The following is a 23,757-nucleotide window of genomic DNA, read 5'->3' on the forward strand; positions in this document are numbered from 1 at the left end:
CTTGAGCCTCATCGACTCAAGGAGAGATTAGCACTCGACAGCGGAGAGTGCCAAGAGGTGCCGAGCCCCTGCCATGCGGGCAGTGCTCCCCGTGGGATGCCCAGGCTCGCGCCGTTATCCTCGAGGGGTTCGGGAGGATGCGCCGCGGCGGACGGGGGATGGCCGCCGCGGTGCCCCGGTCAATCGCCCGTCAGGAGCGGCAGGAACCATCCGACGACGGCGAGGACGAGGAAGACCAGGCCGAGCCACGAGAAGCGGCGACGCAGGCGACGGCCCTCGCTCGCGACGCCGCGCGGAGGCGCCGTCGCGGCGGGCACCGAGAACGGCAGCGGCCCGGCGGCGGGCGAGCCCGGCGCCCAGCCGGCGGGGGATGCGGCCAGGCGCTCGTCGCGCCATCTGCCCCACTGGTCGAGCTTGCCGATGAGCGCGCCCACGACCGAGAACATCCACTGCCAGGTCGCCGGATCGAGCGTCGACACCTGCCGCCGCGTGTACAGGAACATCCAGTCGTCGACGATCTCGACGTCGAGCCGGCCGACGTTGTCGAGGAAGCGCGCCATGACGTCGGGCGTGAAGAGGTACAGCGCGTCGGCCTCGTACCCCTCCGGGCAGTAGAGGGCGAAGTGCTCGTCGAAGTCGCCCTCGAGCGAGAGCCGCTGGTCGGTGCGGAACCCGACGGGCAGGTTCGACCCGAACACGGTGTTGTTGCCGAGCGCGTCGAGCACGATGTGCGGCAGCGGCGCGTCCAGGCGGATGGCCACGTACCCCCAGCGGTGGGTGCTCCTGTTCTTGCCGGAGCCGGTCGTGTACTGGTAGTTGCCGAACTCGACGAACCGAGGCGTCGTGCCCCGCACGATGTCGTCGGAACGACGGCTGCCGCCGATCCCGAAGACCATTCCGGGCAGCGGGGGATCGGCGTGCGTCGGGATGTAGGCCATCCCGTTCGCGCGGGCGAACCGGTCGAGCCGCCAGCGCCGTTCCTTCATGCGGCGAGACGAGACGACGACGCCCACGACGACGACCGCGGCGACGCCTCCGAAGAAGAGCAGCGGGAGGAAGCCGACGAGCCCTGGTCCGCCGTCCCCCGCCGACAAACCCGTCGCGACGGCCAGCAGCACGGCGCCGCCGCCGATGACGACGATCATGATGCCGATGACCACGGCGAAGGCGATCGCGGCGACGAAGGCGACCGTCGCGCCCGTCGAACGCGGATAGCGCGTGTCGATCTCCTGCGCGAACCGCTTCACCGCTGCGCGGTCGACGGGCTCCGTGAGGGCGCGGGCGTCGAACGAGGGCACTCCTTGACGCTACAAGACGCCGTCGCGGGCTGCGCCCCCGTCGAGGAGGCGCGCGACGAACGCGTCGGGCGTCAGCCCCGCGTCGGCGGCCGCCCGCTCGATCGCGTCGGCTGCGGCGGGCGAGAGCGTCGCAGGAGACGCGACCGGGCGCCCGCGGACGAGAAGCGACAGCACGATCATCGTCACGGAGCCGAGGGCGACGAGGATCCACACGACCCCCCGGATGCGAGGCATGGCGTCGTCGTCGTATGCGGCGTCGACCCAGATCGCGACGAGCTCGAGAACGACTCCGACGCCAAGGGCGGCGAGCGTGGCCGCCCTCCCGATCCGGATCGCCTGGCGCCCGCCGGCGTCGATCGCGAGGAGCAGCGCGGCGAGCGCGCTCGCCGCCGACGCGATGACGAGCGTCCACAGCAGGCGCCAGAACGCGTCCCACGGCGCCCCGTCGGCCCAGACCATCCCGATCGTCAGCGCGGCCGCGACCACCGTGACGACGGCGCCCCCGTATCCGAACGCCTGTGCGGGGCGGCCGATGAGGGCCGCGTTGCAGAGCACTCCGACGCTGAACGCGCCCACGAGCGCCGTCGTCGCGAGCACGCGCCATCCGGTTCCGCCCGGATCGCCGCCGAGCAGCACGAAGATGCCGCCGGCGGCCGCGAGCGCGAAGGCGCCGATGACCACAATCACGACGATGCGGCGGATGGCGCCTCCTGGGCGCTGCGGTGTCCCGTCCATATCTCCCCCTCCCCCCCACGCTAGCGGCGGACGCCCCGCGACACCGGATGTTCACGTCGGGTTCCCTTCCGAGTACGGCGGTCTCGCAATTGCGCGTCACCCGGAGGCGGTTGCCTTTCCGATATCGCCCGTCGCGATATCTCCTCCCGAAAGGAACCCGCCCGTCATGCGCGCCCGCGTCCTCCCCGCCCTCGCCCTCGTCGCCCTCGGCGGCGTCGCCCTCGCCGGCTGCTCCGCCGCCTCCGCCGACGCATCCGCGGCGTCCGACCCCGACGCCCCCATCACCTTCGCCACCACGCCGCTCGGCGACGATCCGACCGCCGAGAACCCGATCGAGGCGTTCGCCTCGCTCGTCGAGGAGGAGACCGGCCGTGCCGTCGAGATCGTCGACGTGCCCGACTACACGGCCGTCGTCGAGGCCATCCGAAACCACCACGTCGACATCGGCTTCATGAGCGGGTTCCCGTCGGCGCTCGCCGTCAACACGGGCGAGGTCGATGCGCTCGTCGCCTGGCCCGGCAACGACGAGCCGGTCTCGACCTGCCTCGTGCTCGACGGGTCGCCGCTCCAGTCGCTCGAGGACATCACGCCCGACACGGTCGTCGCGTTCGCCGACCCCGCATCGAGCTCCGGGTACTTCATGCCCGTCTCGATGCTCGACGGCGCGGGCCTCGAGAAGGACGTCGACTACACGTCGATGTTCTCGGGCGGCCACGACATGAGCTTCATCGCGCTCAAGGAGGGTCAGGTCGACGTCGCCTGCACGTCGACGATCTTCCCGACGATGGTCGGCACCGACATGTTCCCCTTCGCGGAGGGCGAGACGCGCTCGATCGGAGAGAGCGACTCGATGCCCGTCGCCGTGTCGGTGCTCGCCGATCAGCAGATCGCCGACGACAAGCGCGAGCTGCTGCTGGAGGCGCTGCCCGCGGTGTTCACGGAGGAGAACGCCGAGGCGCTGGGCGCGATGTTCGAGGCGATGCAGGGCACCGATCCGGTCCTCGAGCCGGCCGCCGACATCTTCCAGCCGTTCGTCGACATCGCCGCGATCGCCGACGTCGACATCTCGGATCTCGGCTGATGACGACCACGCAGCAGGCGGACGCGTCCGCTCCCACGACGGCGGAGCTGCGTCAGCGGCTCCCCCTCGTCTCCGTGCGCGGCCTGAAGGTCGCGTACGGAGAGGGGCCGCTCGTGCTCGACGGCGTCGACCTCGACCTCTTCCCCGGAGAGATGGTGGCCCTGCTCGGGTCGTCGGGCTCGGGCAAGTCGACGCTCATGAAGAGCCTCACGGGCTTCGCCCCCATCGCGGACGGCGCGGTGCGCGTGGGCGGGTACGACCTCGCGAACCTGCGTCGCGGCCAGCTCCGCGACGTGCGCGCGTCGGTCGGTCAGGTCTTCCAGCAGTTCAACCTCGTCGGCCGCCTCAGCGTGCTGACGAACGTGCTCACGGGCGGGCTCCACGATGCCGGCGCGCTCAACCTCGTCGGCGGATTCCGGTCCGCGCAGCGCCGGCGCGCCCTCGAGCTGCTCGACCGCGTCGGCATCGCCCACAAGGCGGCAGAGCCGGCCCGGTCGCTCTCGGGCGGGCAGCAGCAGCGCGTCGCGATCGCGCGCGCCCTCATGCAGAGCCCGAAGCTCATCCTCGCCGACGAGCCCGTGGCATCCCTCGACCCGCGCATGTCGCACCAGGTGCTGACGCTGCTGCACGACATCGCCCGCGACGACGGCATCCCCGTGCTCGTGAGCCTGCACGTCATGCCCCTCGCCCTCGAGCACTCCGACCGCATCGTGGGACTGCGCCACGGCGAGCTCGTGGTCTCGGCCCCCACCGCCCAGCTCGACGCGACCGCGCTCGAGCCCGTGTACGCCCATGACGAGGAGGACGACGATGTCGACGACATCGCCTGAGCGCGCCATCCGGCGCGGTGCCGAGCGCGCGAAGGCGCCCCGCGCCCCGCAGCTCGACCCGCGCGAGCGCGAGCGCCTCGAACGCGCCTTCTCGGTGCCGCGCGCCCGCTTCCTGCTCGGCCTGCCCGTGGCGGCCGTGCTGCTCGTGTGGTCGTTCGTCGGCGCCGGGTTCGATTTCGCGAAGCTCGGCGAGGGCGCCGTCAACATGGGCGAATTCCTCGGGCGGCTCTTCCCTCCCACCTGGGACAAGTTCGGCACGATCGTCGCCCTCCTCGTCGAGACGCTGCAGATGGCGATCGTCGGGTCGGTGCTCGGCGCCGTGCTGTCGCTCGTCGTCGCGTTCGGCGCCGCCTCCAACATCGCCCCGCGGTGGCTGTACTACCCGACGCGCTGGATCATGAACGTCATCCGGTCGCTGCCCGACCTCGTCTTCGCGCTCATGTTCGTCTCGGCCGTCGGCCTCGGACCCTTCGCGGGCATCCTCGCCATGACGGTCGGCTCGATCGGCTCGATCGGCAAGGTCTTCGCGGAGGCCATGGAGTCGGTCGACCGGGGACCCGTCACCGCCATGCAGGCCGTGGGCGCCTCACCGCGCCAGGTCGTGCAATACGGCATCCTGCCGCAGTCGGCGCCCCTCCTCGTCTCGTACACGCTGCTTCTCTTCGAGGGCAACGTCCGCGGCGCGACCATCCTCGGCATGGTCGGCGCGGGCGGCATCGGCCTCGAGCTCACCACCGCCATGAAGATGTACGACTACGGGCACCTGTCCGCGATCGTCATCTGCATCATCGTGCTCGTCACGGTCATCGACCAGGCGAGCGCCATCATCCGAAGGAGGATCACATGACCCTCGTCGACGCCCTCCCGCTCTCCGCCCCCGTCAACCTCCGCGACCTCGGCGGCATCCCCGTCGCGGGCGGTGCCGTGCGCGAAGGCTTCGCGATCCGCGCCGACGACCTCGCCCTCGTCACAGAGGACGTCGCCGACGTGCTCGTCGCCGACGGACTGCGCGCCGTGATCGACCTGCGCTCGGCCGACGAGGTCGCGATCACGGGCCGCGGACCGCTCGCCGCGCACGCCGGCGTGACGTACCACCACGTGCCCCTGATGGCGTCCATCGGCGACGCCGGAGACGACCTCCCCGTCGACCAGTCGTCGTTCGCGTCGATGTACGTGCGGATGGCCGAGACGGCGGCCGCGCAGATCGTCACGGCGCTCGCGATCATCGCGCACGCCCCCGGCGCCGTCGCGTTCCACTGCGCGGCGGGGCAGGACCGCACCGGCGTGCTGGCCGCGTCGCTGCTGCTCGCGCTCGGCGCCGACCACGACGACATCGTCGCCGACTACGCCCGCACGGGAGACAACTCGGCCGCCATCATGCAGCGCATCGCGCCCGTCATGCAGCCGCTCATGGAGCGGTACGGGTTCGATCTCGACGCCGCGGCGCGTGCCGCGGTGCGGACGGAGTTCTCGCCCGCGCCCATGCGCGGGCTCCTCGCCGGCCTCGCGGAGCGCCACGGCGACCCCCTCGCGCCGCTGCGCGCAGCAGGCCTCGACGACGCGCTCATCGCACGCCTGCGTGAGCGCGCGCTCGCCGCATGACGGCGACGGCCCCCTCGGCCGAGGCGGCCGTCCGCCCCGACGGGGTCGCGCCTGCGCGGCGCGGCCCCGGTCGTCCGCGCGCCGAGGGGCACGATGAGCGCATCCTCGACGCGGCGGTCGCGCTGCTCGACCGCGGAGAGGAGGTCACGGTCGGCCGCGTCGTCGAGCTGAGCGGCGTGAGCCGTGCCGCGCTCTATCGCCGTTGGCCGAGCATGACCGACCTGCTCGCAGCCGCCCTCGACGTGGGGCGCGAGGTGCCGACCGTGCCGGTCGGCGACGACCTGCTCGCCTCCCTGCTCGACGGCTACACGCTGCCCGGCGCGGCGGGCGCGGGCTACAGCGACGAGCGCTTCCGCCTGCGCATCCGGCTCGCCATGACCGACCGCAAGCTCGCCCGGGCGTACTGGCGCTCGCACGTCGCGCGCCGCCGCGGGGCGATCTCCGACGTGCTCGCCGAGGGCATCCGCCGCGGCGAGCTGCGCGACGACATCGACATCGACGCGTGCATCGACCTCATGAACGGCGTCTTCTACTACCAGTACGTCGTCCGCGGCGTATCCTTCGACGATCCCGGTGTCGTCGACCGCTGCCGTCAGGCACTCCTGGTCGCCTGGCGGGGGATGGCCGTCGATCCGTCGCACGCACACCCCATGGAGGACGAATGAGCATCACGGAGACCCCGCGGGAGCTCGCGAACCTGCGCGACGCCGGCTCGGCGAGCCCCGTCCTGCGCGAGGGCGCGCTGCTGCGCAGCGACGCCCCGCATTCGGGCGACGCCGTGCCCGACGGCGTGCCGTGGCCGCCCGCTGTCGTGCTCGATCTGCGCGACGATGCCGAGAAGAGCGAGGCGCACCCGTTCCTCGGCGAGAGCCGTGTCGTCGATCTGCCGCTCATGGGCGGCCGCGCCCGGCTCGACTTCTCGGAGGACGAGCTGGCGGCATTCGTGCGCGCGGGGCTCGGCGGCATGTACGCCTCGATGCTCGAGGGCGAGGCGGGCGCGCTGCTCGTGCGCGCGATCGAGGAGATCGCCGGGGCCCCCGGCCCCGTGCTCGTGCACTGCACGGCAGGCAAGGACCGCACGGGCGTCACGGTCGCGATCGCCCTCGCCCTCGTCGGCGTCGACCGCGACGCGATCGTCGCCGACTACGTGCGGACGGCTGCGAACATGCCGGGCGTCCACGCGCGCTCGCGGCGCACGGTCGCCGCCCGCACGGCGGGCGCGCAGCTCTCGATCGACATCCCCGAGGAGATCCTCACGGCGCCCGCGACGGCGATGGAGGGGTTCCTCGACGAGCTCGAGAGGCGCGGCGGCGCGGCGGCCTGGTTCGCGGCGGCGGGCGGCGCGCCCGCGACCGTCGACGCGCTGCGGGAGCGTCTGCGGGCCTGACCCCGCGGGCGGATCGGCCGGGTTGGGCTCGGCCTCTCGGATCGGGTACGATATGAAGGTTGTGCGGCCGCGGCTGAGTCCGTGGACGAGCGCACGACATGCAACACACCCTCCTGATGCCGGGAAATGCCCGGCATCCGTTCGAGTCCGAAGGAGGTGGGTAAGTGACGCACCAGTACGAACTCATGGTCATCATTCAGCCTGAGGTCGACGAGCGCCAGGTCCCCACGCACCTCGACAAGTTCCTGACGGTCATCACGCAGAGTGGTGGCTCGATCGACAACGTCGACATCTGGGGCAAGCGCCGTCTGGCATACGAGATCCAGAAGAAGAACGAGGGCATCTACGCCGTCGTCAACTTCACCGCCACGAGCGAGGCGACGGTCGAGCTCGACCGCCAGCTCAAGCTCAGCGAGCTGATCATGCGCACCAAGGTGCTGCGTGCCGAGGAGGCCATCGCACTGGTGGCCGCCGAGGCGAAGCGCGCCGAGGAGAAGGCTGCGCGCAAGACGGCGGCGAAGGCCTAAGCACCATGGCAGGCGAGACCATCATCACCGTCGTGGGGAACCTCACGGCCGATCCCGAGCTGCGCTACACGCAGAACGGCCTGCCGGTGGCGAACTTCACGATCGCCTCGACGCCGCGCAACTTCGATCGCGCGTCGGGCGAATGGAAGGATGGCGAAGCCCTGTTCCTCCGTGCCAGCGTGTGGCGCGAGTTCGCCGAGCACGTCGCCGGATCGCTGACGAAGGGCATGCGCGTCATCGCGCAGGGCCGTCTGCGTCAGCGCTCCTACGAGACGAAGGAGGGCGAACGCCGCACCTCCATCGAGCTCGAGGTCGACGAGATCGGCCCCTCGCTGCGCTACGCGACCGCGCAGGTGACCCGCGCCGCCGGTGGCGGCGGCCAGGGGAGCTACGGCGGCGGCAACGCCGTCGGCGGCGGCAACGCGGGCGGCTACGGGCAGCGCCCGCAGCAGCAGGCCGCGTCGGAGGAGCCCTGGGCGACACCCGGCCAGTCCGGCGCCGACGCATGGAGCACCCCGGGGTCGTTCTCGGACGACACCCCGTTCTGATTCAGAACTCATCTCAAAGGACCTGAAATGGCTGGAAAGTCGAGCGGCGACCGCCGCAAGCCGCGGAAGGGCGCGAAGAACGCCGCTCCCGCGAAGTCGATCCGGGTCGGCGTCATTGACTACAAGGACGTCGCGACCCTTCGCAAGTTCATCTCGGAGCGCGGCAAGATCCGCGCCCGCCGCATCACCGGTGTCTCGGTGCAGGAGCAGCGCCTCATCGCGCGCGCGATCAAGAACGCGCGCGAGATGGCTCTCCTGCCCTACGCCGGCGCAGGCCGCTAAGGAGCACCCATGTCGAAGCTGATTCTCACGAACGAGGTCGACGGCCTGGGCAGCGCCGGAGACGTGGTCGAGGTCAAGGACGGCTACGCCCGTAACTACCTCATCCCCCAGGGCTTCGCTGTGGCGTGGAGCCGCGGCGGCGAGAAGCAGGTCGCGGCCATCCGCGCGGCCCGCGAGGCTCGCGCCATCGCGTCGCACGACGACGCGGTCGCCCTGAAGAACACCATCGAGAACGCCCGTGTGCGTCTGGCCGTCAAGGCCGGCGCCGAGGGCCGTCTCTTCGGCTCGGTCAAGCCGGCCGACGTCGCCGCCGCGGTGTCGGAGGCCGGTCTCGGCGAGCTGGACAAGCGCAAGGTCTCGATCCCCTCGGCCATCAAGGTCGTGGGCGACCACGAGGCGCTCGTGCGTCTGCACGACGAGGTGACCGCGGTCATCTCGCTGCAGGTCGTCGCGCTCAAGAAGTAAGTCCCCAGGGACTTCCGAAGCGGCGCGGAACCTCGGTTCCGCGCCGCTTCGTCGTGCCTGGGGAACGCTCTCCGGGCAGCGCCATCCGGCGTCATATCGGGCTAAGGGTCTTGACGCCGTCCACAGCCTGAGGCAGCTACCACAAACCTTCAAGCGATCCTTTAATCACACATCCATCCACAGGGTGTGAGTTGAAGAAAAGCCTGATCAGTAGGTGATGCAGGGCATGCGAATCCCGGGCGAGTCTTTTCTCTCCACAGGGTGATTCCACATCATCCACGGCGTTTTGCGCAGGCTGTCCACAGAGTTGTCCACAGGCGTTTTTGAAGCAGGGGATGGCCCCGCCTACGGTGTTCGGGGGCGGTGTCCGAGGTCGGTGCTGGGATGGGCCGATCGGTCGCCGGGGATGAGAAGAGGAGAGCGCGTTGTCGATCGCTGAAATCGGGGAGAGCCGAGCAGGAGGTCCGCGCGACCACGAGCGCACGCCGCCGCACGACCTCATCGCGGAGCAGTCGACGCTCGGCGGCATGCTGCTGTCGAAGGACGCCGTCGCCGACGTCATCGAGGCGCTGCGCGGAGCCGACTTCTACGTGCCCAAGCACGAGGTCATCTTCGAGGCCATCCTGTCGCTCTACTCGCACGGCGAGCCGACCGACGTCGTCGCCGTCACCGACGAGCTCATCAAGACGGGCGACCTTCAGCGCGCGGGCGGCGCCGACTACCTCCACACGCTGACCTCGATCGTGCCGACGGCGGCGAACGCCGGCTACTACGCGAGCATCGTGTCGGAGCGCGCCCTGCTGCGGCGCCTCGTCGACGCCGGAACGAAGATCGCGCAGATGGGCTACAAGGGCGAGGGTGAGGCCGTCGAGCTCGTCAACGCCGCCCAGGCGGAGATCTACAACGTCACAGGCACCGAGCAGACCGAGGACTACGTGCCGCTCACGGTCGCGGTGGACGCGGCCGTCGAGGAGATCGAGCTCGCGCGCGGCCGCGACGGGCAGATGACGGGCATCCCGACGGGGTTCACCGAGCTCGACACGCTCACGAACGGCCTGCACGGCGGGCAGATGATCATCATCGCGGCGCGACCCGCGATGGGAAAGTCGACGCTCGCGCTCGACTTCGCGCGTGCCGCGGCGATCAAGGCGAACATGCCCACGATCTTCTTCTCGCTCGAGATGGGGCGCAGCGAGATCGCGATGCGCCTGCTCAGCGCGGAAGGGGCCATCCCGCTGCAGTCGATGCGCAAGGGGTCGCTCGACTCGCGCGACTGGACGACGGTCGCCGCGACCCGGGGGCGCATCAACGACGCCCCGCTGTACATCGACGACAGCCCGAACATGACGCTCGTGGAGATCCGCGCGAAGTGCCGGCGGCTCAAGCAGCGCGCCGGGCTGAAGATGGTCATCATCGACTACCTGCAGCTCATGACGAGCGGCAAGAAGGTCGAGTCGCGTCAGCAGGAGGTGTCGGAGTTCTCGCGCGCGCTCAAGCTGCTCGCGAAGGAGATCCAGGTGCCGGTCATCGCGCTGTCGCAGCTGAACCGAGGCCCCGAGCAGCGCCAGGACAAGCGGCCCCAGGTGAGCGACCTGCGCGAGTCGGGGTCGATCGAGCAGGACGCCGACATGGTCATGCTGCTGCACCGCCCGTCGGTGTACGACAAGAACGACAACCCCGGCGGCGCCGAGATCATCGTCGCGAAGCACCGAAACGGCCCGACCGCGAACATCGAGGTCGCCTTCCAGGGCCACTACTCGCGCTTCGCCGACATGGCGCCCGTGAGCGAGTTCGGCGGGGGCGACTGAGGCGGCGCCGTCCGCGCGGCAGCCGGGACATCCCTGGCAGCATCCTGGGAGAGCGTGACGGATCGGCCTCTCCGAGGCTCTCATCTTCGGGAGCTCTCTGGGGGAGCCCCATCAGGCGGGGCCAGGCGCTGGGGCGCCGGCCCCGCCGTCTCAGCCTGTGTGCTCCTCGTCGTCGAGCATCGGGTGCTGCTCCGAAAGCCACGTGCTCGAGGCCTTCACAGCGGCCGTCCCCGGGGAGGCCTCACACGAAGCGGATGGCCGCGTTCAGCCGCGTGCGCACGTCGAACAGCACATGGCCGCCCACGATGCCGGCGCCGGGGATGCCCGCGCGCAGCACGGCCCGCAGCGCGCTTCGGCGGACGGCCGCCACGGGCAGCCCCTTGACCGCACCGAGCGCCGTGATCGGCTCGCCGAGGTCGTCGTCGGGCAGGACGAAGATCGCCCCGCCGAAGCGCACGCGCGCGGCCTTCGACACGGAGCGGATGCGGGCGAGCAGATCGGCCACGGGCGTCGCCTCGCCGATCACCTCTCCGCCGCGGAATCCCACCGGCCGCCCGAAGTCCTCGCTCGTCAGGCCATACAGCCCCGTCGGGCTCAGGACGACGTGGTCGAGCTTGTCGTCGGCGTCAGGCCCCGTCGCGACGTCGTGCCACACCGTGAACCCCATGCCGAGGTCGTCGATCGTGCGGGCCGTGTCCTCCTCGGCGAGCGCGTCCGCGAGCATCCGCCGCAGCTCCCACGGCGCCTGGCGCACGAAAGCGGTCGCATAGGGGTCGTCGACGTTCTCTCCGGCCCACTCCCGGACCAGCTCGAGGTAGCGACTGCGGCGCCAGGCTCCCGCTGTGCCGCGCGAGCGCGCCCGCGGGCGCGTGTCGCGCCATCCTGACGGGCCCCGGCCATCCCACCGGAGCGTCTCGCGCTCCGCATCCCCGCGGTCGAACGCGGCGCGCAGCTCGGCTGTGCCGACGAGCTCCCACGCGCGCTGCACCTGGATGAACGCGGCCGCGTCGCCTCCCGTGTCGGGATGCGTGCGCCGCAGCTGCAGCCGGTATGCGCGCCGCAGCTCGTCGTCGTCGACGGATGAGGCGACGCCGAGCACCTCGTAGGGCGACGCCGAGAGCGGGCTGGTGAACATCGTCGCCCAGGCTATCCCGCCGATCGGCCGAAGCCGCCGTCGGGTTCTCCGTGCGGGAGCGGCGCGGGGTTGTGCGGGGCGCGGGTTCGCCAGTGCGGATGTAGGGTGGCGCGCGCTTCGCCAGTGCGGATGTAGGCCTGAAGGGGCCGAAACGTCGACATCCGCACTGGCGAATGCGGCGCGGGTCGACATCCGCACTGATGAGGGCCGCCGCGACAGCACCCGTGTGCGACCGGCCGCGACCCCTCAGCGCCGCAGGGCCGACGGACGCGGCAGGCCGATGTCCTCGAGCAGATCTCCGAGCGCGCGGTCGAGCTCGGCGCCGGCCTGCGTGATCTTGTTGACGCCGTAGCCCGCGAGCACGGTGCTCGGCACCTCGAAGCTCAGCACCGTGCCCGGGGTGCGCGTCGTGTGCGCCTCGACGCGCAGCGGCAGGTGCAGCATCGTGCCCGGATCATGCCGGAACAGCCGTGCCGTGATCGCGTGGTGTGCGAGATGCCACACGACGCTGCGGGCATCGGCGCCGGCATGGGCGAGGAGCGCGGCCGGGTGGGACGTCGCCGTCCGCACGAAGCCGCTCGGCGACTCCCACTGCACGCCGCGCACGAACCCCGCCCAGTCGCCCGCGCGCAGCTCGGCGAGCGCCGCCTCGTCGGAGAGCTCGGGCACCGCCTGCTCGAAGGCACCGGCGAGCGCATCGAACTGCGCGTTCGTGCGCAGGACGACGCGGCGCCCGACGTGCTCGGATGTCGCCTCGTCGGCCTGATAGCTCACGTGTGCACCCTCCACCCGGGATTCGCCAGTGCGGATGTGCGTCCCAGGACGGTCGGAAGCCTACATCCGCACTGGCGAAGCGCAGAAAGGCCTACATCCGCACTGGCGAAGCGCAAGCGCAAGCGCAAGCGCGAGCGCACCTCACACGTGCACGTCGGCGGGCGACTCCTCGCCCTCGTGGAAGCTCGGACGTCGGCCGGCCATCCGGGCGACGAGCAGCACGACGCCCACGATGACGAGCCCCGCGGCGAGACCCGCCACGGCGGAGACGGCCGTGTCTCCCAGCCACACGACGACGGCGCCCGCCGGCTCGAGCGCGTGCTCGACGGCGTGGATGAGGTCGGAGAAGAACGTCAGACCCACCTCGCCGAGGTTCGCGAGCAGCAGGTGCCCGCCGACCCACAGCATCGCGACGGTCCCGATGATGCTGATCGTGCGGAACACGACGGGCATCGACCGGACGATGCGCGTCCCCGTGTGCCGCACGCGCTGCACGGGGTTCTTCGCCATCTTCAGGCCGATGTCGTCGATCTTCACGAGCAGCGCGACCGCGCCGTAGACGACCACCGTCATGAGGAGGCCGATGACCGCGAGCACGCCCAGCGTCATCCAGATGCTCATCCCTCCGTCGAGGCTCGCGAGCGAGATGAGCATGATCTCGGTCGAGAGGATGAGGTCGGTGCGCACGGCGCCGAGAACGAGCTTGCGCTCGTCGCGCGCCCCCTCATCGGCGTGCCCGTGGCCCAGGCCGAACCACTCCAGCACCTTCTCCGCCCCCTCGAAGCAGAGGTAGGCGCCGCCCAGGATGAGCAGATACGGCAGGACCCAGGGGGCGAACGCCGTGAGCAGCAGGGCGATCGGGATGATGATGACGAACTTGTTGACGAGCGAGCCGAGCGCGATCTTCCCCACCACGGGCAGCTCCCGCGCGGGCGTGATCCCCTGGACGTACTGTGGCGTCACGGCCGCATCGTCGATCACGACTCCCGCCGTCTTCGCCGACGCCTTCATCGCGGCACTCAGGATGTCGTCGACGACCGCGAGCAGACCAACCGACATGCGACTCTCCCCCAGGTTCCGCGCCGGACACGGCGCCGGGACGACAGACTACCGTCGCCGCGGGTCGCCGACATGTCAAGGGGATGGCCGGAGGGGCGCCTGGTGCGCGACGATCGTGCGCGACGATCGCCGCACGACGCGAGGAGGACCCATGTCACGAGAGCAGAATCCCGATCGAGAGGGCGAGTACACCGACGTCGAGCAGGAGGACGGCGACCGCGCACCCGAACGACGGGTCGACGAGCCGGGGGCGTACACCGACGTCGACGCGGAGGACGACTGACACGGGTGCCGTCGGCGCGAGCCGACGGCACCCGTTTCTCATGCCTCCGCGGTCGCCAGCGGCGCTGGCGGCGCGTCTCGCGAGGAGAACTCATCGCGGAAGCGGCGCAGGTCCCGTTCCAGTTCTGCGGGATCCGCCGGCCGCTCGCCCGCCACGTCGTCGAGCTCCGAGCCGAGCTCCCACTGGAGCCGGACGTGCACGCGCGTGCCGCCGTCGACGGGGGCGAGCGTCACCTCGCCCGCATGGACGCGGCCGTCCGTGCTCTGCCAGGAGATGCGGTGCGGCGGATCGGCGTCGACGAGATCGACGTAGAACTCGTCGACCATGCCGCCCATCCGCACGGTCCAGCGACTCCGGTACTCGTCGATGGGGCGCACGCGCTCGACGGGGCCGAGCAGCTGACTCAATGCGGTCACATCCGACCAGCGACGGTAGACCTCGTCGACCGTGGCCGCGACCACGACGTCGGATTCCAGGAGATCGTTCACCGGTTGCCTCCTCATTCTCTTCGTCTGTCGTATAACACGACAGGCTAACAAGGCGACTGTGCGCGCGGAACGGGTTGACAGGCCTTCCCCGGGAAGCGGCAGGATGGCGTTGACGCCCGCGTGCGCCTGCCGTAGCGTTGCTCACGTCCATTAGATTTGGAACCTGAATTAAACGCCTCGACGAGGTGGCGGAGGAGCAGAGCAGCATGCCAGACAGCGGAACGATCCGAGCCGGCGTCGTCGGCCTGGGGTGGGCCGGACAGCAGCACATGGCGGCATTCCACGAGGCGGAGGGGGTGGAGCTCGTCGCCATCGCCGGCAAGGAGGACGACGTGCGCGCCGAGCTCTCGGCGCAGTACGACGTCGAGGCGGGATACGCCGACTGGGAAGAGCTCGTCGCGCGCGGCGACCTCGACGTCATCAGCGTCGCGGTGCCGACCTTCCTGCACGCGCCGATCAGCGTCGCCGCCCTCCGAGCCGGAGCGCACGTGCTGTGCGAGAAGCCGATCGCCCGCACTGCCGCGGAGGGCATGGCGATGGTCGAGGCCGCCCGCGAGTCGGGCCGCATCCTCGAGGTGACGTTCAACCACCGCCGCCGCGGCGACATCGAGGCCATCCGCGCGGCCGTCGTCGACGGGACCATCGGCCGCCCTTACCACGCGCGCGCGATGTGGCTGCGGCGTTCGGGCATCCCCGCCCTCGGCAGCTGGTTCACCAACGCGGAGATGTCGGGTGGCGGCCCCCTCGTCGACCTCGGCGTGCACGTCCTCGACTGGACGCTGCACCTCATGGGCGAGCCCCGCGTCACCGCGGTCTCGGCCGTCACCCACGCCGAGCTCGGTCCCCGCGGGCTCGGCGGCTCGGGCGGCGTGAAGCACGGCACCGGCTCCGCCTACGAGGTCGAGGACCTCGCCACCGTCCTGCTGCGCCTCGAAGGCGGCGGATCGATCGTGCTGGAGACGAGCTGGGCCTCGCACCGCGCGACCCCCGACGAGTTCGGCATCACCCTCTACGGCACGGATGGCGGAGCCGACCTCTCCGTCATCGACTACGCGCCGGCCGGCGAGCTCACGATCTTCACGGGAGACGGCGAGGAGCGCCTCGACACCCCCGTCACGGCGCTTCCCGGACGCGGCCACTCCGCCGTGGTCGACACCTTCCTCGAGCACGTGCGCGACCCCGCGTCGTGGCGCGAGCACGACGGCACGATCGGGCTCAGCCGCGCCAAGCTCGTCGACGCGGCATACGCGTCGGCGGCCGCCGGCCGCGAGCTCCCGCTCGACGAGAACCTCGACATCACGGGAGGTGCCGCATGACCATCCGCGCACTCGTCTGGAACGAGAACGTGCACGAGACCACGCAGGACGACATCCGCGCGATCTACCCCGACGGGATCCACGGCGCCATCGCCGCGGGCCTCGAGGAGCTGCTCGGCGACGACGTCGAGGTGCGCACGGCGACGCTCGCCGACCCCGAGCACGGTCTGTCCGAGGCGGCACTCGACGAGACCGACGTGCTGCTGTGGTGGGGGCACATCGCCCACGACCAGGTCGACGACGAGGTCGTCGCGCGCGTGCAGCGCCGCGTGCTCGGCGGCATGGGCCTCATCGTGCTGCACTCGGGGCACTTCTCGAAGATCTTCATCCGCCTCATGGGCACGACCTGCTCGCTCGCCTGGCGCAACGAGGGCGAGCGGGAGATCGTCTGGACGACGGCCCCCGGACATCCCATCGCCGAGGGCGTCGAGCAGCCGTTCGTCATCGACCGCCAGGAGATGTACGGCGAGCACTTCGACATCCCGAACCCCGACGACCAGGTCTTCATCAGCTCGTTCGCGGGCGGCGAGGTGTTCCGCTCCGGAGTGACGTTCACGCGCGGGCGCGGGCGCGTCTTCTACTTCAGCCCCGGCGACCAGGAGTACCCCGTGTACTTCCACCCCCAGGTGCGCCGCGTGCTGGCCAACGGCGTGCGCTGGGCCGCGCCGACGCCGGGGGAGCGGCGCACGCCCGAGGTGTCGAACCCCGCCCGCCGCGACTGGAGCTGATCTGACCCGCGCCGTCTAAGACGCTCCTCACGAACGCGTCACGGCCGTCTCATGGCGGCCCGCGATCGTGGGGGACGTGACTGAGACGGCGAACACCCCCCGGCGCCTGCGCGTCGCGCTCTACTCGCACGACGCGCAGGGGCTGGGGCACATCCGGCGCAATCTCGCGATCGCGCATGCGCTGAGCGGCGGCGACGCGGCCCCCGACCTCCTCCTGCTCACGAGCGCGCCCGACGTCGCCCACGCCGGACGCCCGGCGGGGTGCGACATCGTGTCGCTGCCCGCTCTCGCGAAGGACGCCGACGGCACCTACGGGGCGCGGCACCTCTCCGTCAGCCCCGGCCACCTCGTCTCGCTGCGCTCCGCCATCCTTCACGCCGCCGTCTCCGGCTTCCAGCCCGACGTGCTCATCGTCGACAAGCACCCCCGCGGATTCCGCGGGGAGCTCCAGCCGGCGCTCGATGCGGTCCGCGCCGCGGGCGGTCGGATCGTCCTCGGCATCCGCGACGTGCTCGACGACGCCGAGACCGCGGCGCGGGAGTGGAAGTCGGCGCGCGCCGCGAAGGCGCTGAAGACCTGGTACGACGCCGTCTGGGTGTACGGCGATCCGCACGTGCACGATCCGCTCGACGCGCTCAAGGTACCCTCGCGCGTCGCCGTGCGCACGACCGGCTACCTCGCCCGGGGCCGCCCGGCGGGTCGCGCCCGCACGCGCGTGGAGCGCCCATACGTGCTCGCGATGGTCGGGGCGGGGCAGGACGGCGCCCACGTCGCCCGCGCCTTCGCCCGCTCGACCATGCCGGAGGGGCATACGGGCATCCTCGTGACGGGACCGCACATGCCCGACGAGGCGGTCGCGGAGGTGCGCGCGATCGCAGCCGCCCGCGACGACCTGCGCGTGCACCGCGCGGTGCCGGACGCCGCGCGCCTCGTCGCCGAGGCGGCGGCCGTCGTGGGGATGGGCGGCTACAACACGGTCTGCGAGGCGCTCGCAGCCGACGCTCCGCTCCTCGTCGTCCCACGGGTCGCGCCCCGACGCGAGCAGCTCATCCGCGCCGAGGCGCTCGTCCGCCGCGGAGCGGTCGACCTGCTGCTGCCGGATGAGCTCTCTCCCGGACGCATCGCGGAGTGGACGGCCGCGGCCGTCAGCCGGCGCCCTCGCCTCACGGCCCCCGTCGATCTCGACGGGCTCTCCCGCATCCCCGCCCTCGTCGCCGAGCTCGTCGGCGACGCCGCCCCCACGGAGGACCGCCATGTCGCCTGACCGCATCGGCTACGTCGTCAAGATGTACCCCCGCTTCTCCGAGACGTTCATCGTGTCGGAGCTCGTCGCGCGAGAGCGGAGGGGCGCCGACATCCGCGTCTTCTCGCTGCGCCCGACGGCCGACACGCGGTTCCACGACACGCTCTCGCTCGTCGCGGCGCCCGTGGAGCAGGTGCCGCGGGCCTCGCGAGCGAGCGAGCTGTGGGAGCTGCTGCGGAGGGCGGAGAAGGAGCTCCCGCTCCTCGACGGCGCGCTCGGCGAGCTGCTCGCCGCCGACCACGACGATGCGGGCCAGGCGATCGAGCTCGCCCTCGCCATCCGCCGCAACGGCATCACGCGCCTGCACGCCCACTTCGCGAGCCTCGCGACGACCGTCGCCCGCCTCGCAAGCCTCCTCACGGGCGTCCCGTACTCCTTCACGGCGCACGCGAAGGATCTCTTCCACGAGAGCGTCGACCCGGGAGACGTCGAGCGCAAGATCGCCGACGCGGCGCATGTCGTCACGGTGTCCGACTACAACGTGCGCCATCTGCGCGGGCGCTACGAGGCCGCCGCCCGCACCCCCGTGCATCGCGTCTACAACGGGATCGACCTCGAGCGGTTCGCCTTCGAGCCGGCGCGCGACTGCGCACCGGCGATCCTCGCGGTGGGCCGCCTCGTCGAGAAGAAGGGCTTCGACGACCTCATCGCCGCCGTCGCGCTGCTGCGCGACGCGGGCCGGGCCGTGCCGTGCCGCATCGTTGGCGCGGGGGAGCGCGATGGGGAGCTCCGAGAGCTCGTCGCGCACCTCGACGTCGCGGACCTCGTGACGTTCACGGGCCCTCTGCCGCAGCGCGATGTGCGCGCCGAACTCGCGCGGGCGCACGTGTTCGCCGCGCCGTGCGTCGTGGGGGCCGACGGCAACGCCGACGGCCTGCCGACCGTGCTGCTGGAGGCGATGGCGCTCGGCACGCCGTGCGTCTCGACCGACGTGACCGGCATCGTCGAGGCCGTGCGCGACGGCGAGACGGGCCTCGTCGTCGCCCAGCGCTCGCCGCGCGCGCTCGCCGCGGCCCTCGCCCGCCTGCTCGACGATCCCGCCCTCGCACGCCGCCTGGCCGGGGCCGCCCGTGCGCTCGTCGAGGCCGAGTTCGACGTGCGACGGCAGGCCGCAGCGCTCGACGCCCTGGACGCCCCCGCTCTCGAGGCGGTGGCGTGATGCGCGTCGCGTACGTCTGCGGCGACCCCGGCATCCCCGTCTTCGGTGCCAAGGGCGCGTCGGTGCACGTGCAGGAGGTCGTGCGCGTGCTGCTCGCCGACGGCCACCGCGTCGACCTGCACTGCCGCCGCACGGGCGGGGAGCCCGCCGGCGACCTCGCCGCGGCCGTCGAGGGCGGGCGGCTGCGCGTGCACGCGCTCCCCGTCGCCGACGGAGAGGGGCCGGCCGAGCGCGAGCGGATGCTCATGGCGCAGGAGGAGGCGACGCGACGCGCACTCGCCGCCGTCCACGCGCGCGAACCCTACGACCTCGTCTACGAGCGCTACGCGCTGTTCGCGATCGCCGGGACGTCCTTCGCCCGCGAGGCGGCCATCCCGTCGGTGCTCGAGGTCAACGCGCCGCTGCCGATCGAGCAGGCACGGCACCGTACCCTCGTGCACGCCGACACGGCCGACGCCCTCGCGCGTCGCGTCATCTCCGACGCGGCGCTCGCCGTCTGCGTGTCGGAGCCGGTCGCCGACTGGGCGCGCGCGCAGGCGCCCGGCGCGCGGATCGCGGTCGAGCCCAACGGCGTCGACGTCGTCCGCTTCGACGACAGGCGCCGCGAGGAGGGCGCCTTCACGGTGGGGTTCGTCGGCACCCTCAAGCCGTGGCACGGCACCGCGACGCTCGTCGACGCGTTCCCGCTGCTCGCCGCCGAGCGCCCGGACGCGCGTCTCGTCATCGTGGGCGACGGACCGGAGCGCCCGGCCCTGGAACGCCGGGCGGCCGAGCGGGGCATCGCCGACCGCACCCTCTTCGCGGGAGCCGTCGCACCGGCCGAGGTGCCGGGATGGCTGCGGATGATGGACGTCGCGACGGCTCCGTACCCGGCCGCGGGCGATCCCTACTTCTCGCCGCTCAAGGTGCTCGAGTACCTCGCGGCGGGCGCCGCGGTGGTCGCCTCGCGCGTCGGCCAGCTGCCGGCGCTCGTCGACGACGGGCGCACGGGCCTCCTCGTGCCGCCGTCCGACGCCGTCGCCCTCGGCCACGCCCTCGCGCGGCTCGCGCACGACCCCGCCCTGCGTCGGCGGATGGCCGCGGCGGGCCGGGCCGACGTGGAGCGCACGCGCACCTGGCGGCACGTGGTGGAGCGCACCCTCGCGCGCGTCGCCGTGCGCCTCGACGGAAGCGCGGCGGCATGACCGCGCGCGGTCGCGAGCGCCGGGGCCGCCGCCTGGTGTCGTTCCTCGCCCCCTACCTCCGCCCGGAGCGGCCCCTCATCGCGGGCGGCTTCGCCGCCATGCTCGCCGAGGTCGCGTTCCGGCTGCTCGAGCCGTGGCCGCTCAAATTCGTCATCGACGCCGTCATCGCGCCCGGCGCCGCCGCCGATCCCGGCATCCCCGCCCTGCTCGTCGTCTGCGCGCTCGGCGTCGTCGCTGCGGCCGCGCTGCGGGCGCTGTCGTCGTACCTCATGACCGTCTGCTTCTCGCTCGCGGGCACGCGCGCGATGAACGCCGTGCGCGGCGACGTCTACGCGCACACGCTGCGCCTGCCGCTGCGCTTCCACACCGGCACGCGGTCGGGCGATCTCATCAACCGGCTCGTCTCCGACATCGGCAAGCTGCGCGACGTCGCGGTGACGGCCGCCATGCCGCTCATCGGCAACGTCGTCACGCTCGTCGCCATGCTCGTCGTCATGCTCGTGCTCGACTGGCGGCTGGGGCTCGTCGTCGCCGCCGCCCTGCCCGTCTTCCTCCTGCACTCGCGCCGCGCGTCGCGACGCATCACGGACGCCGCCCGCGTGCAGCGTGCCCGCGAGGGCGAGCTCGCGGGTGCCGCCGGCGAGTCGTTCGGCGCCATCAAGGTCGTGCAGGCGTACACCCTCGAATCGGAGCTCGAGCGCGACTTCGCCCGCTCGAACGAGCGCGAGTTGACGGAGGGCGTGCGCGCGACGCGGCTCGCCGCCGGCCTCGAGCGCTGGACGGACGTGCTCGTGGGGGTCGCGACGGGCGCCGTGCTGCTCGTCGGCGGCTGGAGCGTGCTCGAGGGCCACCTGACGCCCGGCGAGCTCGTGGTGTTCGTGCAGTACCTCAAGGGCGCGTTCAAGCCCATGCGCGATCTCGCGAAGTACACGGGGCGCATCGCGAAGGCGGCCGCGTCAGGCGAGCGCATCGTCGACCTCGTCGGCACCCGCAGCGAGCTGGGCGACCTGCCGGGCGCGCACCGGATGGGCCGGGTCGAGGGCGCGCTGTCGTTCCGCCGCGTCTCGGCGGCGTACGGCGAGGGCGAGCCCGCGCTGCACGAGATCGACCTCGAGATCGCCCCGGGCGAGCGGGTCGCACTCGTCGGCCAATCTGGGTCGGGCAAGTCGACGCTCGCGGCTCTCCTGCTGCGGCTGCACGACCCGGTGGCGGGATCCGTGCGGATCGACGGACGAGACCTGCGCGCGTACACGCTCGCCTCGCTGCGCGCGGGGATCGCGATCGTGCTGCAGGAGTCGGTGCTCTTCACGGGGACGATCCGCGACAACATCCGGATGGGCCGCCCCGACGCGACCGACGAGCACGTGGAGTGGGCCGCTCGCGTCGCCAACGTCGACGAGTTCGCGGGGCGTCTGCCCGGCGGGCTCGACGCGGTCGTCGGAGAGCGCGGCGACACTCTCTCGGGCGGGCAGCGCCAGCGGATCGCGATCGCGCGGGCCGTGCTGCGCGACGCGCGCATCGTCATCCTCGACGAGGCGACGACGGGCCTCGACGCCGCGAGCGGCGCAGCCGTGCGCGAGGCCCTCGACCGACTGAGCGCGGGTCGCACGACGCTCGTCGTGACGCATGCCCTCGACGACGCCCTCGCGTGCGACCGCGTCGTCGTGCTCGACCGCGGGCGCGTCGTCGAGCAGGGGGCGCCCGACGAGCTGCTCGCGCGCCCCGGGTCGCGCCTGTCGATCCTCAACCGCCGGGAGGACGCCCGTGCGTGACGGCGACGCCGCCCTCGTCGCCCGCGACGAGGCCCTCCCGGCGCTCGCCGACGTGCTCGACGCCGGGCGACTGCGGCGGGTGCTCGCCGCGCGCCGCGTCGAGATCGGGTACCTGCGCTACAAGCCCGCCACGTCGGCCGTCGCCGGCATCCGCGTCGACGGGCGCGCAGCTCAGGCCGTCGCCTACCCGGTCGGCGTGCACGGGAAGCTCGCGCGGCTCGCGACCGAGACGGGCGACGACCTCCTGCTCCTCGACGACGCGCGCGGCCTCGCGGTCGTCGCGGCGCCCGGCGATCGCGCGCTGCCCGGCATCCGCACCGCCCTCGCGCGGCATCCGCGTGCCGAGACCCTCGTGTACAAGCCGGGCCGGCGCTGGGTGGGCCGGTGCGTCGAGTGCGGTGTCATCGCGAAGGCGCATGCGGCCTCCCGTGCCGCGCGCGCCCTTCGCGGCCACGACGCCGTCGCCGCGTTCCTGCCGACCGCGCCGATCACGCATCGCGGCGTCGACGGGCTCGTCGAGTACCGGCTGCTGCCGGGGACGGCGCTCCTGCACCTCGCGAGCGGTGCCGTCGCTGTCGAGGCGGCGCGCGCGACAGGGGCCGTCCTCGCCCGCCTGCACGCGTCTCCCGCCCCCGACGGCGCGCCGTCCGTCGCCGGCGAGCCGATCGCAGCGGGCGCGGGCGACGTGCTTCCCGGACTCTCGACGCGGATGGCGCGCCTGTCGGCCGAGACGGCGACGCTGCTCGCAGGACGTGCGGTCACGGCCCCCGCGCACGGCGACTTCTCGGCCGACCAGGTCATCGTCGGGGCCGGCGGCGTGCACGTCATCGACCTCGACCGCGCGGGCGTCGGCGACCCCATGGCCGACCTCGGATCGTGGACGGCCGACGAGATCGCGCGCGGCATCCCGCGGTCCGCCGCGGGCACCGCGCTCCGGGAGGGCTACGAGGCGGCGGGAGGCCGCATCGACGGCACCGCCCTGATCGCGCACACGGCGGCGGCGCTGCTGCGGCGCTCGGTCGAGCCGTTCCGCCAGCGCGCGGTCGACTGGCCGTCGCGGTGCGCCGCGCTCGCCGACGAGGCCGAGGCGTTCCTCGCGCTCGCCCGCGTCCGCCGCGACGATGCGCTGCCGGGACGGGGACGAGCCGACGCGGACACGTCCGTCGTCGCCCATCGGCCGGGCCGGCGGGCCGTGATTCGCACCTCCGACGGCTACGTCAAGCTCGTGCGCCCGTCGCGGTTCGCCGGGGTCGCCGACCGGGCGGAGCGCGTCTCGGGGCTGCGGTCCTTGGAGGCCCCGACCGTGCTCGAGCGGGACGACGACACCGCGACGCTGCGGCTCTCGGGCGTCGGCGACCGCACCCTTCTCGACGCCGGGCCGGCGCTCCCGATGCCCGTCGTCCGCGAGGTCTGGCGCCGTGTGGGGCGAGGCCTCGCCGAGCTGCACGATCTCGATCCCGCGGGGCTGCCGCGTCACGGGGCGGATGACGAGCTCGCCGCCATCCGCCGCGCCGTCGACCCGGCCGTCGCGGCCGGACTCCTCGACACCGCGCGCGTCGCGGCGGCCCTCGCCGCGGCGGAGGACGGGCTGCGGGCGGCGCCCGGCCCCCTCGGCGTGCTGCACCGCGACCTGCACGACAAGCAGCTGCTGCTCCCCGCCGGGCGCGTCACGGCCGCCGGGGTGGCCGCAGGGCGCGAGCGCGTCGGCGTCATCGACGTCGACACGATGGCGGTCGGCGAACGCGCCCTCGACATCGCCAACCTGCTGGTGCACCTCGACCTGAGGGTCGCTCAGGGGCTGCTCGACACCGGACGTGCGGGCGAGGCCGGCCAGGCGCTGCGCGACGGCGTGGGCGAGGGGCCCGTGTGGGGCCGGGTCCCCGCGTACGCGGCGGCGACCCGCCTGCGGCTCGCCGGCGTCTACGCCGTGCGCGACGGCTGGCGCGGTGTCGCCGAGGCGATGCTCGCCGCCGTGGCGGACGGCTGACCGGGC

General features: G+C 72.6%; 25 protein-coding genes. 19 read left to right on the plus strand and 6 right to left on the minus strand.

Annotated elements, in window-relative coordinates; all coding sequences use genetic code 11:
* Positions 1 to 179: 179 nt before the first annotated feature.
* Both ABD998_RS08900 and ABD998_RS08905 read right to left on the minus strand, forming a co-directional pair.
* On the minus strand, positions 180 to 1,298 hold the full coding sequence (locus ABD998_RS08900) for a hypothetical protein (RefSeq protein ID WP_345438164.1): 1,119 nt from the start codon (positions 1,296 to 1,298) through the stop codon (positions 180 to 182).
* A gap of 9 nt (positions 1,299 to 1,307) precedes the next feature.
* On the minus strand, positions 1,308 to 2,033 hold the full coding sequence (locus tag ABD998_RS08905) for a hypothetical protein (protein WP_345438166.1): 726 nt from the start codon (positions 2,031 to 2,033) through the stop codon (positions 1,308 to 1,310).
* A 166-nt stretch (positions 2,034 to 2,199) separates the two neighbouring features.
* Between ABD998_RS08905 and phnD the strand changes: the two genes are divergently transcribed.
* From phnD to dnaB, 11 genes are all read left to right on the plus strand, one after another.
* A complete protein-coding gene (gene phnD, locus ABD998_RS08910; protein ID WP_345438168.1) occupies positions 2,200 to 3,114 on the plus strand; it encodes a phosphate/phosphite/phosphonate ABC transporter substrate-binding protein in 915 nt (304 codons plus the stop codon).
* Complete coding sequence (locus ABD998_RS08915) at positions 3,114 to 3,944, plus strand: phosphonate ABC transporter ATP-binding protein (protein ID WP_345438170.1); 831 nt, start codon at positions 3,114 to 3,116, stop codon at positions 3,942 to 3,944. The genes phnD and ABD998_RS08915 overlap by 1 nt, the downstream gene beginning before the upstream one ends.
* Complete coding sequence (phnE, locus tag ABD998_RS08920) at positions 3,925 to 4,791, plus strand: phosphonate ABC transporter, permease protein PhnE (RefSeq protein WP_345438172.1); 867 nt, start codon at positions 3,925 to 3,927, stop codon at positions 4,789 to 4,791. Before ABD998_RS08915 ends, phnE begins: the two co-directional genes overlap by 20 nt.
* The gene (locus ABD998_RS08925) at positions 4,788 to 5,546 is read left to right on the plus strand and encodes a tyrosine-protein phosphatase (protein ID WP_345438174.1); all 759 of its coding nucleotides are present in this window, start codon (positions 4,788 to 4,790) and stop codon (positions 5,544 to 5,546) included. The genes phnE and ABD998_RS08925 overlap by 4 nt, the downstream gene beginning before the upstream one ends.
* Positions 5,543 to 6,211 carry a TetR/AcrR family transcriptional regulator gene (locus ABD998_RS08930; RefSeq protein WP_345438176.1) on the plus strand — a complete coding sequence of 223 codons (669 nt, stop codon included), beginning with the start codon at positions 5,543 to 5,545 and terminating at the stop codon, positions 6,209 to 6,211. Before ABD998_RS08925 ends, ABD998_RS08930 begins: the two co-directional genes overlap by 4 nt.
* Positions 6,208 to 6,933 (plus strand): tyrosine-protein phosphatase, encoded by a 726-nt coding sequence (locus ABD998_RS08935; RefSeq protein ID WP_345438178.1) that lies wholly within the window; start codon positions 6,208 to 6,210, stop codon positions 6,931 to 6,933. Before ABD998_RS08930 ends, ABD998_RS08935 begins: the two co-directional genes overlap by 4 nt.
* A 164-nt stretch (positions 6,934 to 7,097) precedes the next feature.
* Positions 7,098 to 7,460 (plus strand): 30S ribosomal protein S6, encoded by a 363-nt coding sequence (gene rpsF, locus ABD998_RS08940; protein WP_345438180.1) that lies wholly within the window; start codon positions 7,098 to 7,100, stop codon positions 7,458 to 7,460.
* Positions 7,461 to 7,465: 5 nt separating this feature from the next.
* Positions 7,466 to 8,008 (plus strand): single-stranded DNA-binding protein, encoded by a 543-nt coding sequence (locus tag ABD998_RS08945; protein ID WP_345438182.1) that lies wholly within the window; start codon positions 7,466 to 7,468, stop codon positions 8,006 to 8,008.
* 27 nt (positions 8,009 to 8,035) lie between these two features.
* Positions 8,036 to 8,290 carry a 30S ribosomal protein S18 gene (gene rpsR, locus ABD998_RS08950; RefSeq protein WP_029146075.1) on the plus strand — a complete coding sequence of 85 codons (255 nt, stop codon included), beginning with the start codon at positions 8,036 to 8,038 and terminating at the stop codon, positions 8,288 to 8,290.
* Between the two features lie 9 nt (positions 8,291 to 8,299).
* Positions 8,300 to 8,755, plus strand: coding sequence for a 50S ribosomal protein L9 (gene rplI / locus ABD998_RS08955; protein WP_345438185.1), 456 nt, complete (start codon positions 8,300 to 8,302; stop codon positions 8,753 to 8,755).
* A 425-nt stretch (positions 8,756 to 9,180) separates the two neighbouring features.
* Positions 9,181 to 10,563, plus strand: coding sequence for a replicative DNA helicase (dnaB, locus tag ABD998_RS08960; protein ID WP_345438187.1), 1,383 nt, complete (start codon positions 9,181 to 9,183; stop codon positions 10,561 to 10,563).
* A 241-nt stretch (positions 10,564 to 10,804) separates the two neighbouring features.
* Here the strand turns inward: dnaB and ABD998_RS08965 are convergent, their stop codons facing one another.
* The 3 genes from ABD998_RS08965 to ABD998_RS08975 form a co-directional block, all read right to left on the minus strand.
* Positions 10,805 to 11,698, minus strand: coding sequence for a J domain-containing protein (locus ABD998_RS08965; RefSeq protein ID WP_345438189.1), 894 nt, complete (start codon positions 11,696 to 11,698; stop codon positions 10,805 to 10,807).
* 246 nt (positions 11,699 to 11,944) lie between these two features.
* Positions 11,945 to 12,472, minus strand: coding sequence for a hypothetical protein (locus ABD998_RS08970; protein WP_345438191.1), 528 nt, complete (start codon positions 12,470 to 12,472; stop codon positions 11,945 to 11,947).
* Positions 12,473 to 12,613: 141 nt separating this feature from the next.
* On the minus strand, positions 12,614 to 13,531 hold the full coding sequence (locus ABD998_RS08975) for a DUF808 domain-containing protein (RefSeq protein WP_345438193.1): 918 nt from the start codon (positions 13,529 to 13,531) through the stop codon (positions 12,614 to 12,616).
* A 151-nt stretch (positions 13,532 to 13,682) separates the two neighbouring features.
* Here ABD998_RS08975 and ABD998_RS08980 point away from each other — a divergent pair, with 151 nt between their 5' ends.
* Positions 13,683 to 13,814, plus strand: a complete 132-nt coding sequence (locus tag ABD998_RS08980; protein WP_345438195.1) for a hypothetical protein — start codon at positions 13,683 to 13,685, stop codon at positions 13,812 to 13,814.
* Positions 13,815 to 13,852: 38 nt separating this feature from the next.
* Here ABD998_RS08980 and ABD998_RS08985 read toward each other — a convergent pair whose 3' ends face one another.
* Positions 13,853 to 14,302, minus strand: coding sequence for an SRPBCC family protein (locus tag ABD998_RS08985; protein ID WP_345438197.1), 450 nt, complete (start codon positions 14,300 to 14,302; stop codon positions 13,853 to 13,855).
* A gap of 206 nt (positions 14,303 to 14,508) precedes the next feature.
* Here ABD998_RS08985 and ABD998_RS08990 point away from each other — a divergent pair, with 206 nt between their 5' ends.
* The 7 genes from ABD998_RS08990 (at position 14,509) to ABD998_RS09020 (ending at position 23,751) form a co-directional block, all read left to right on the plus strand.
* Positions 14,509 to 15,618 (plus strand): Gfo/Idh/MocA family protein, encoded by a 1,110-nt coding sequence (locus tag ABD998_RS08990; RefSeq protein ID WP_345438199.1) that lies wholly within the window; start codon positions 14,509 to 14,511, stop codon positions 15,616 to 15,618.
* Positions 15,615 to 16,346 carry a ThuA domain-containing protein gene (locus ABD998_RS08995; protein ID WP_345438202.1) on the plus strand — a complete coding sequence of 244 codons (732 nt, stop codon included), beginning with the start codon at positions 15,615 to 15,617 and terminating at the stop codon, positions 16,344 to 16,346. Before ABD998_RS08990 ends, ABD998_RS08995 begins: the two co-directional genes overlap by 4 nt.
* A 76-nt stretch (positions 16,347 to 16,422) precedes the next feature.
* Complete coding sequence (locus ABD998_RS09000) at positions 16,423 to 17,610, plus strand: glycosyltransferase family protein (protein ID WP_345438204.1); 1,188 nt, start codon at positions 16,423 to 16,425, stop codon at positions 17,608 to 17,610.
* A complete protein-coding gene (locus ABD998_RS09005) occupies positions 17,600 to 18,808 on the plus strand; it encodes a glycosyltransferase (RefSeq protein ID WP_345438206.1) in 1,209 nt (402 codons plus the stop codon). Before ABD998_RS09000 ends, ABD998_RS09005 begins: the two co-directional genes overlap by 11 nt.
* Positions 18,808 to 19,992, plus strand: a complete 1,185-nt coding sequence (locus ABD998_RS09010; RefSeq protein WP_345438264.1) for a glycosyltransferase family 4 protein — start codon at positions 18,808 to 18,810, stop codon at positions 19,990 to 19,992. Before ABD998_RS09005 ends, ABD998_RS09010 begins: the two co-directional genes overlap by 1 nt.
* On the plus strand, positions 19,989 to 21,764 hold the full coding sequence (locus ABD998_RS09015; RefSeq protein WP_345438208.1) for an ABC transporter ATP-binding protein: 1,776 nt from the start codon (positions 19,989 to 19,991) through the stop codon (positions 21,762 to 21,764). The genes ABD998_RS09010 and ABD998_RS09015 overlap by 4 nt, the downstream gene beginning before the upstream one ends.
* Positions 21,757 to 23,751 (plus strand): phosphotransferase, encoded by a 1,995-nt coding sequence (locus ABD998_RS09020; RefSeq protein ID WP_345438210.1) that lies wholly within the window; start codon positions 21,757 to 21,759, stop codon positions 23,749 to 23,751. The genes ABD998_RS09015 and ABD998_RS09020 overlap by 8 nt, the downstream gene beginning before the upstream one ends.
* Positions 23,752 to 23,757 lie beyond the last annotated feature (6 nt).

The organism is Microbacterium gilvum, assembly GCF_039543865.1.
In the GTDB taxonomy this organism is placed as follows: Bacteria; Actinomycetota; Actinomycetes; order Actinomycetales; family Microbacteriaceae; genus Microbacterium; species Microbacterium gilvum.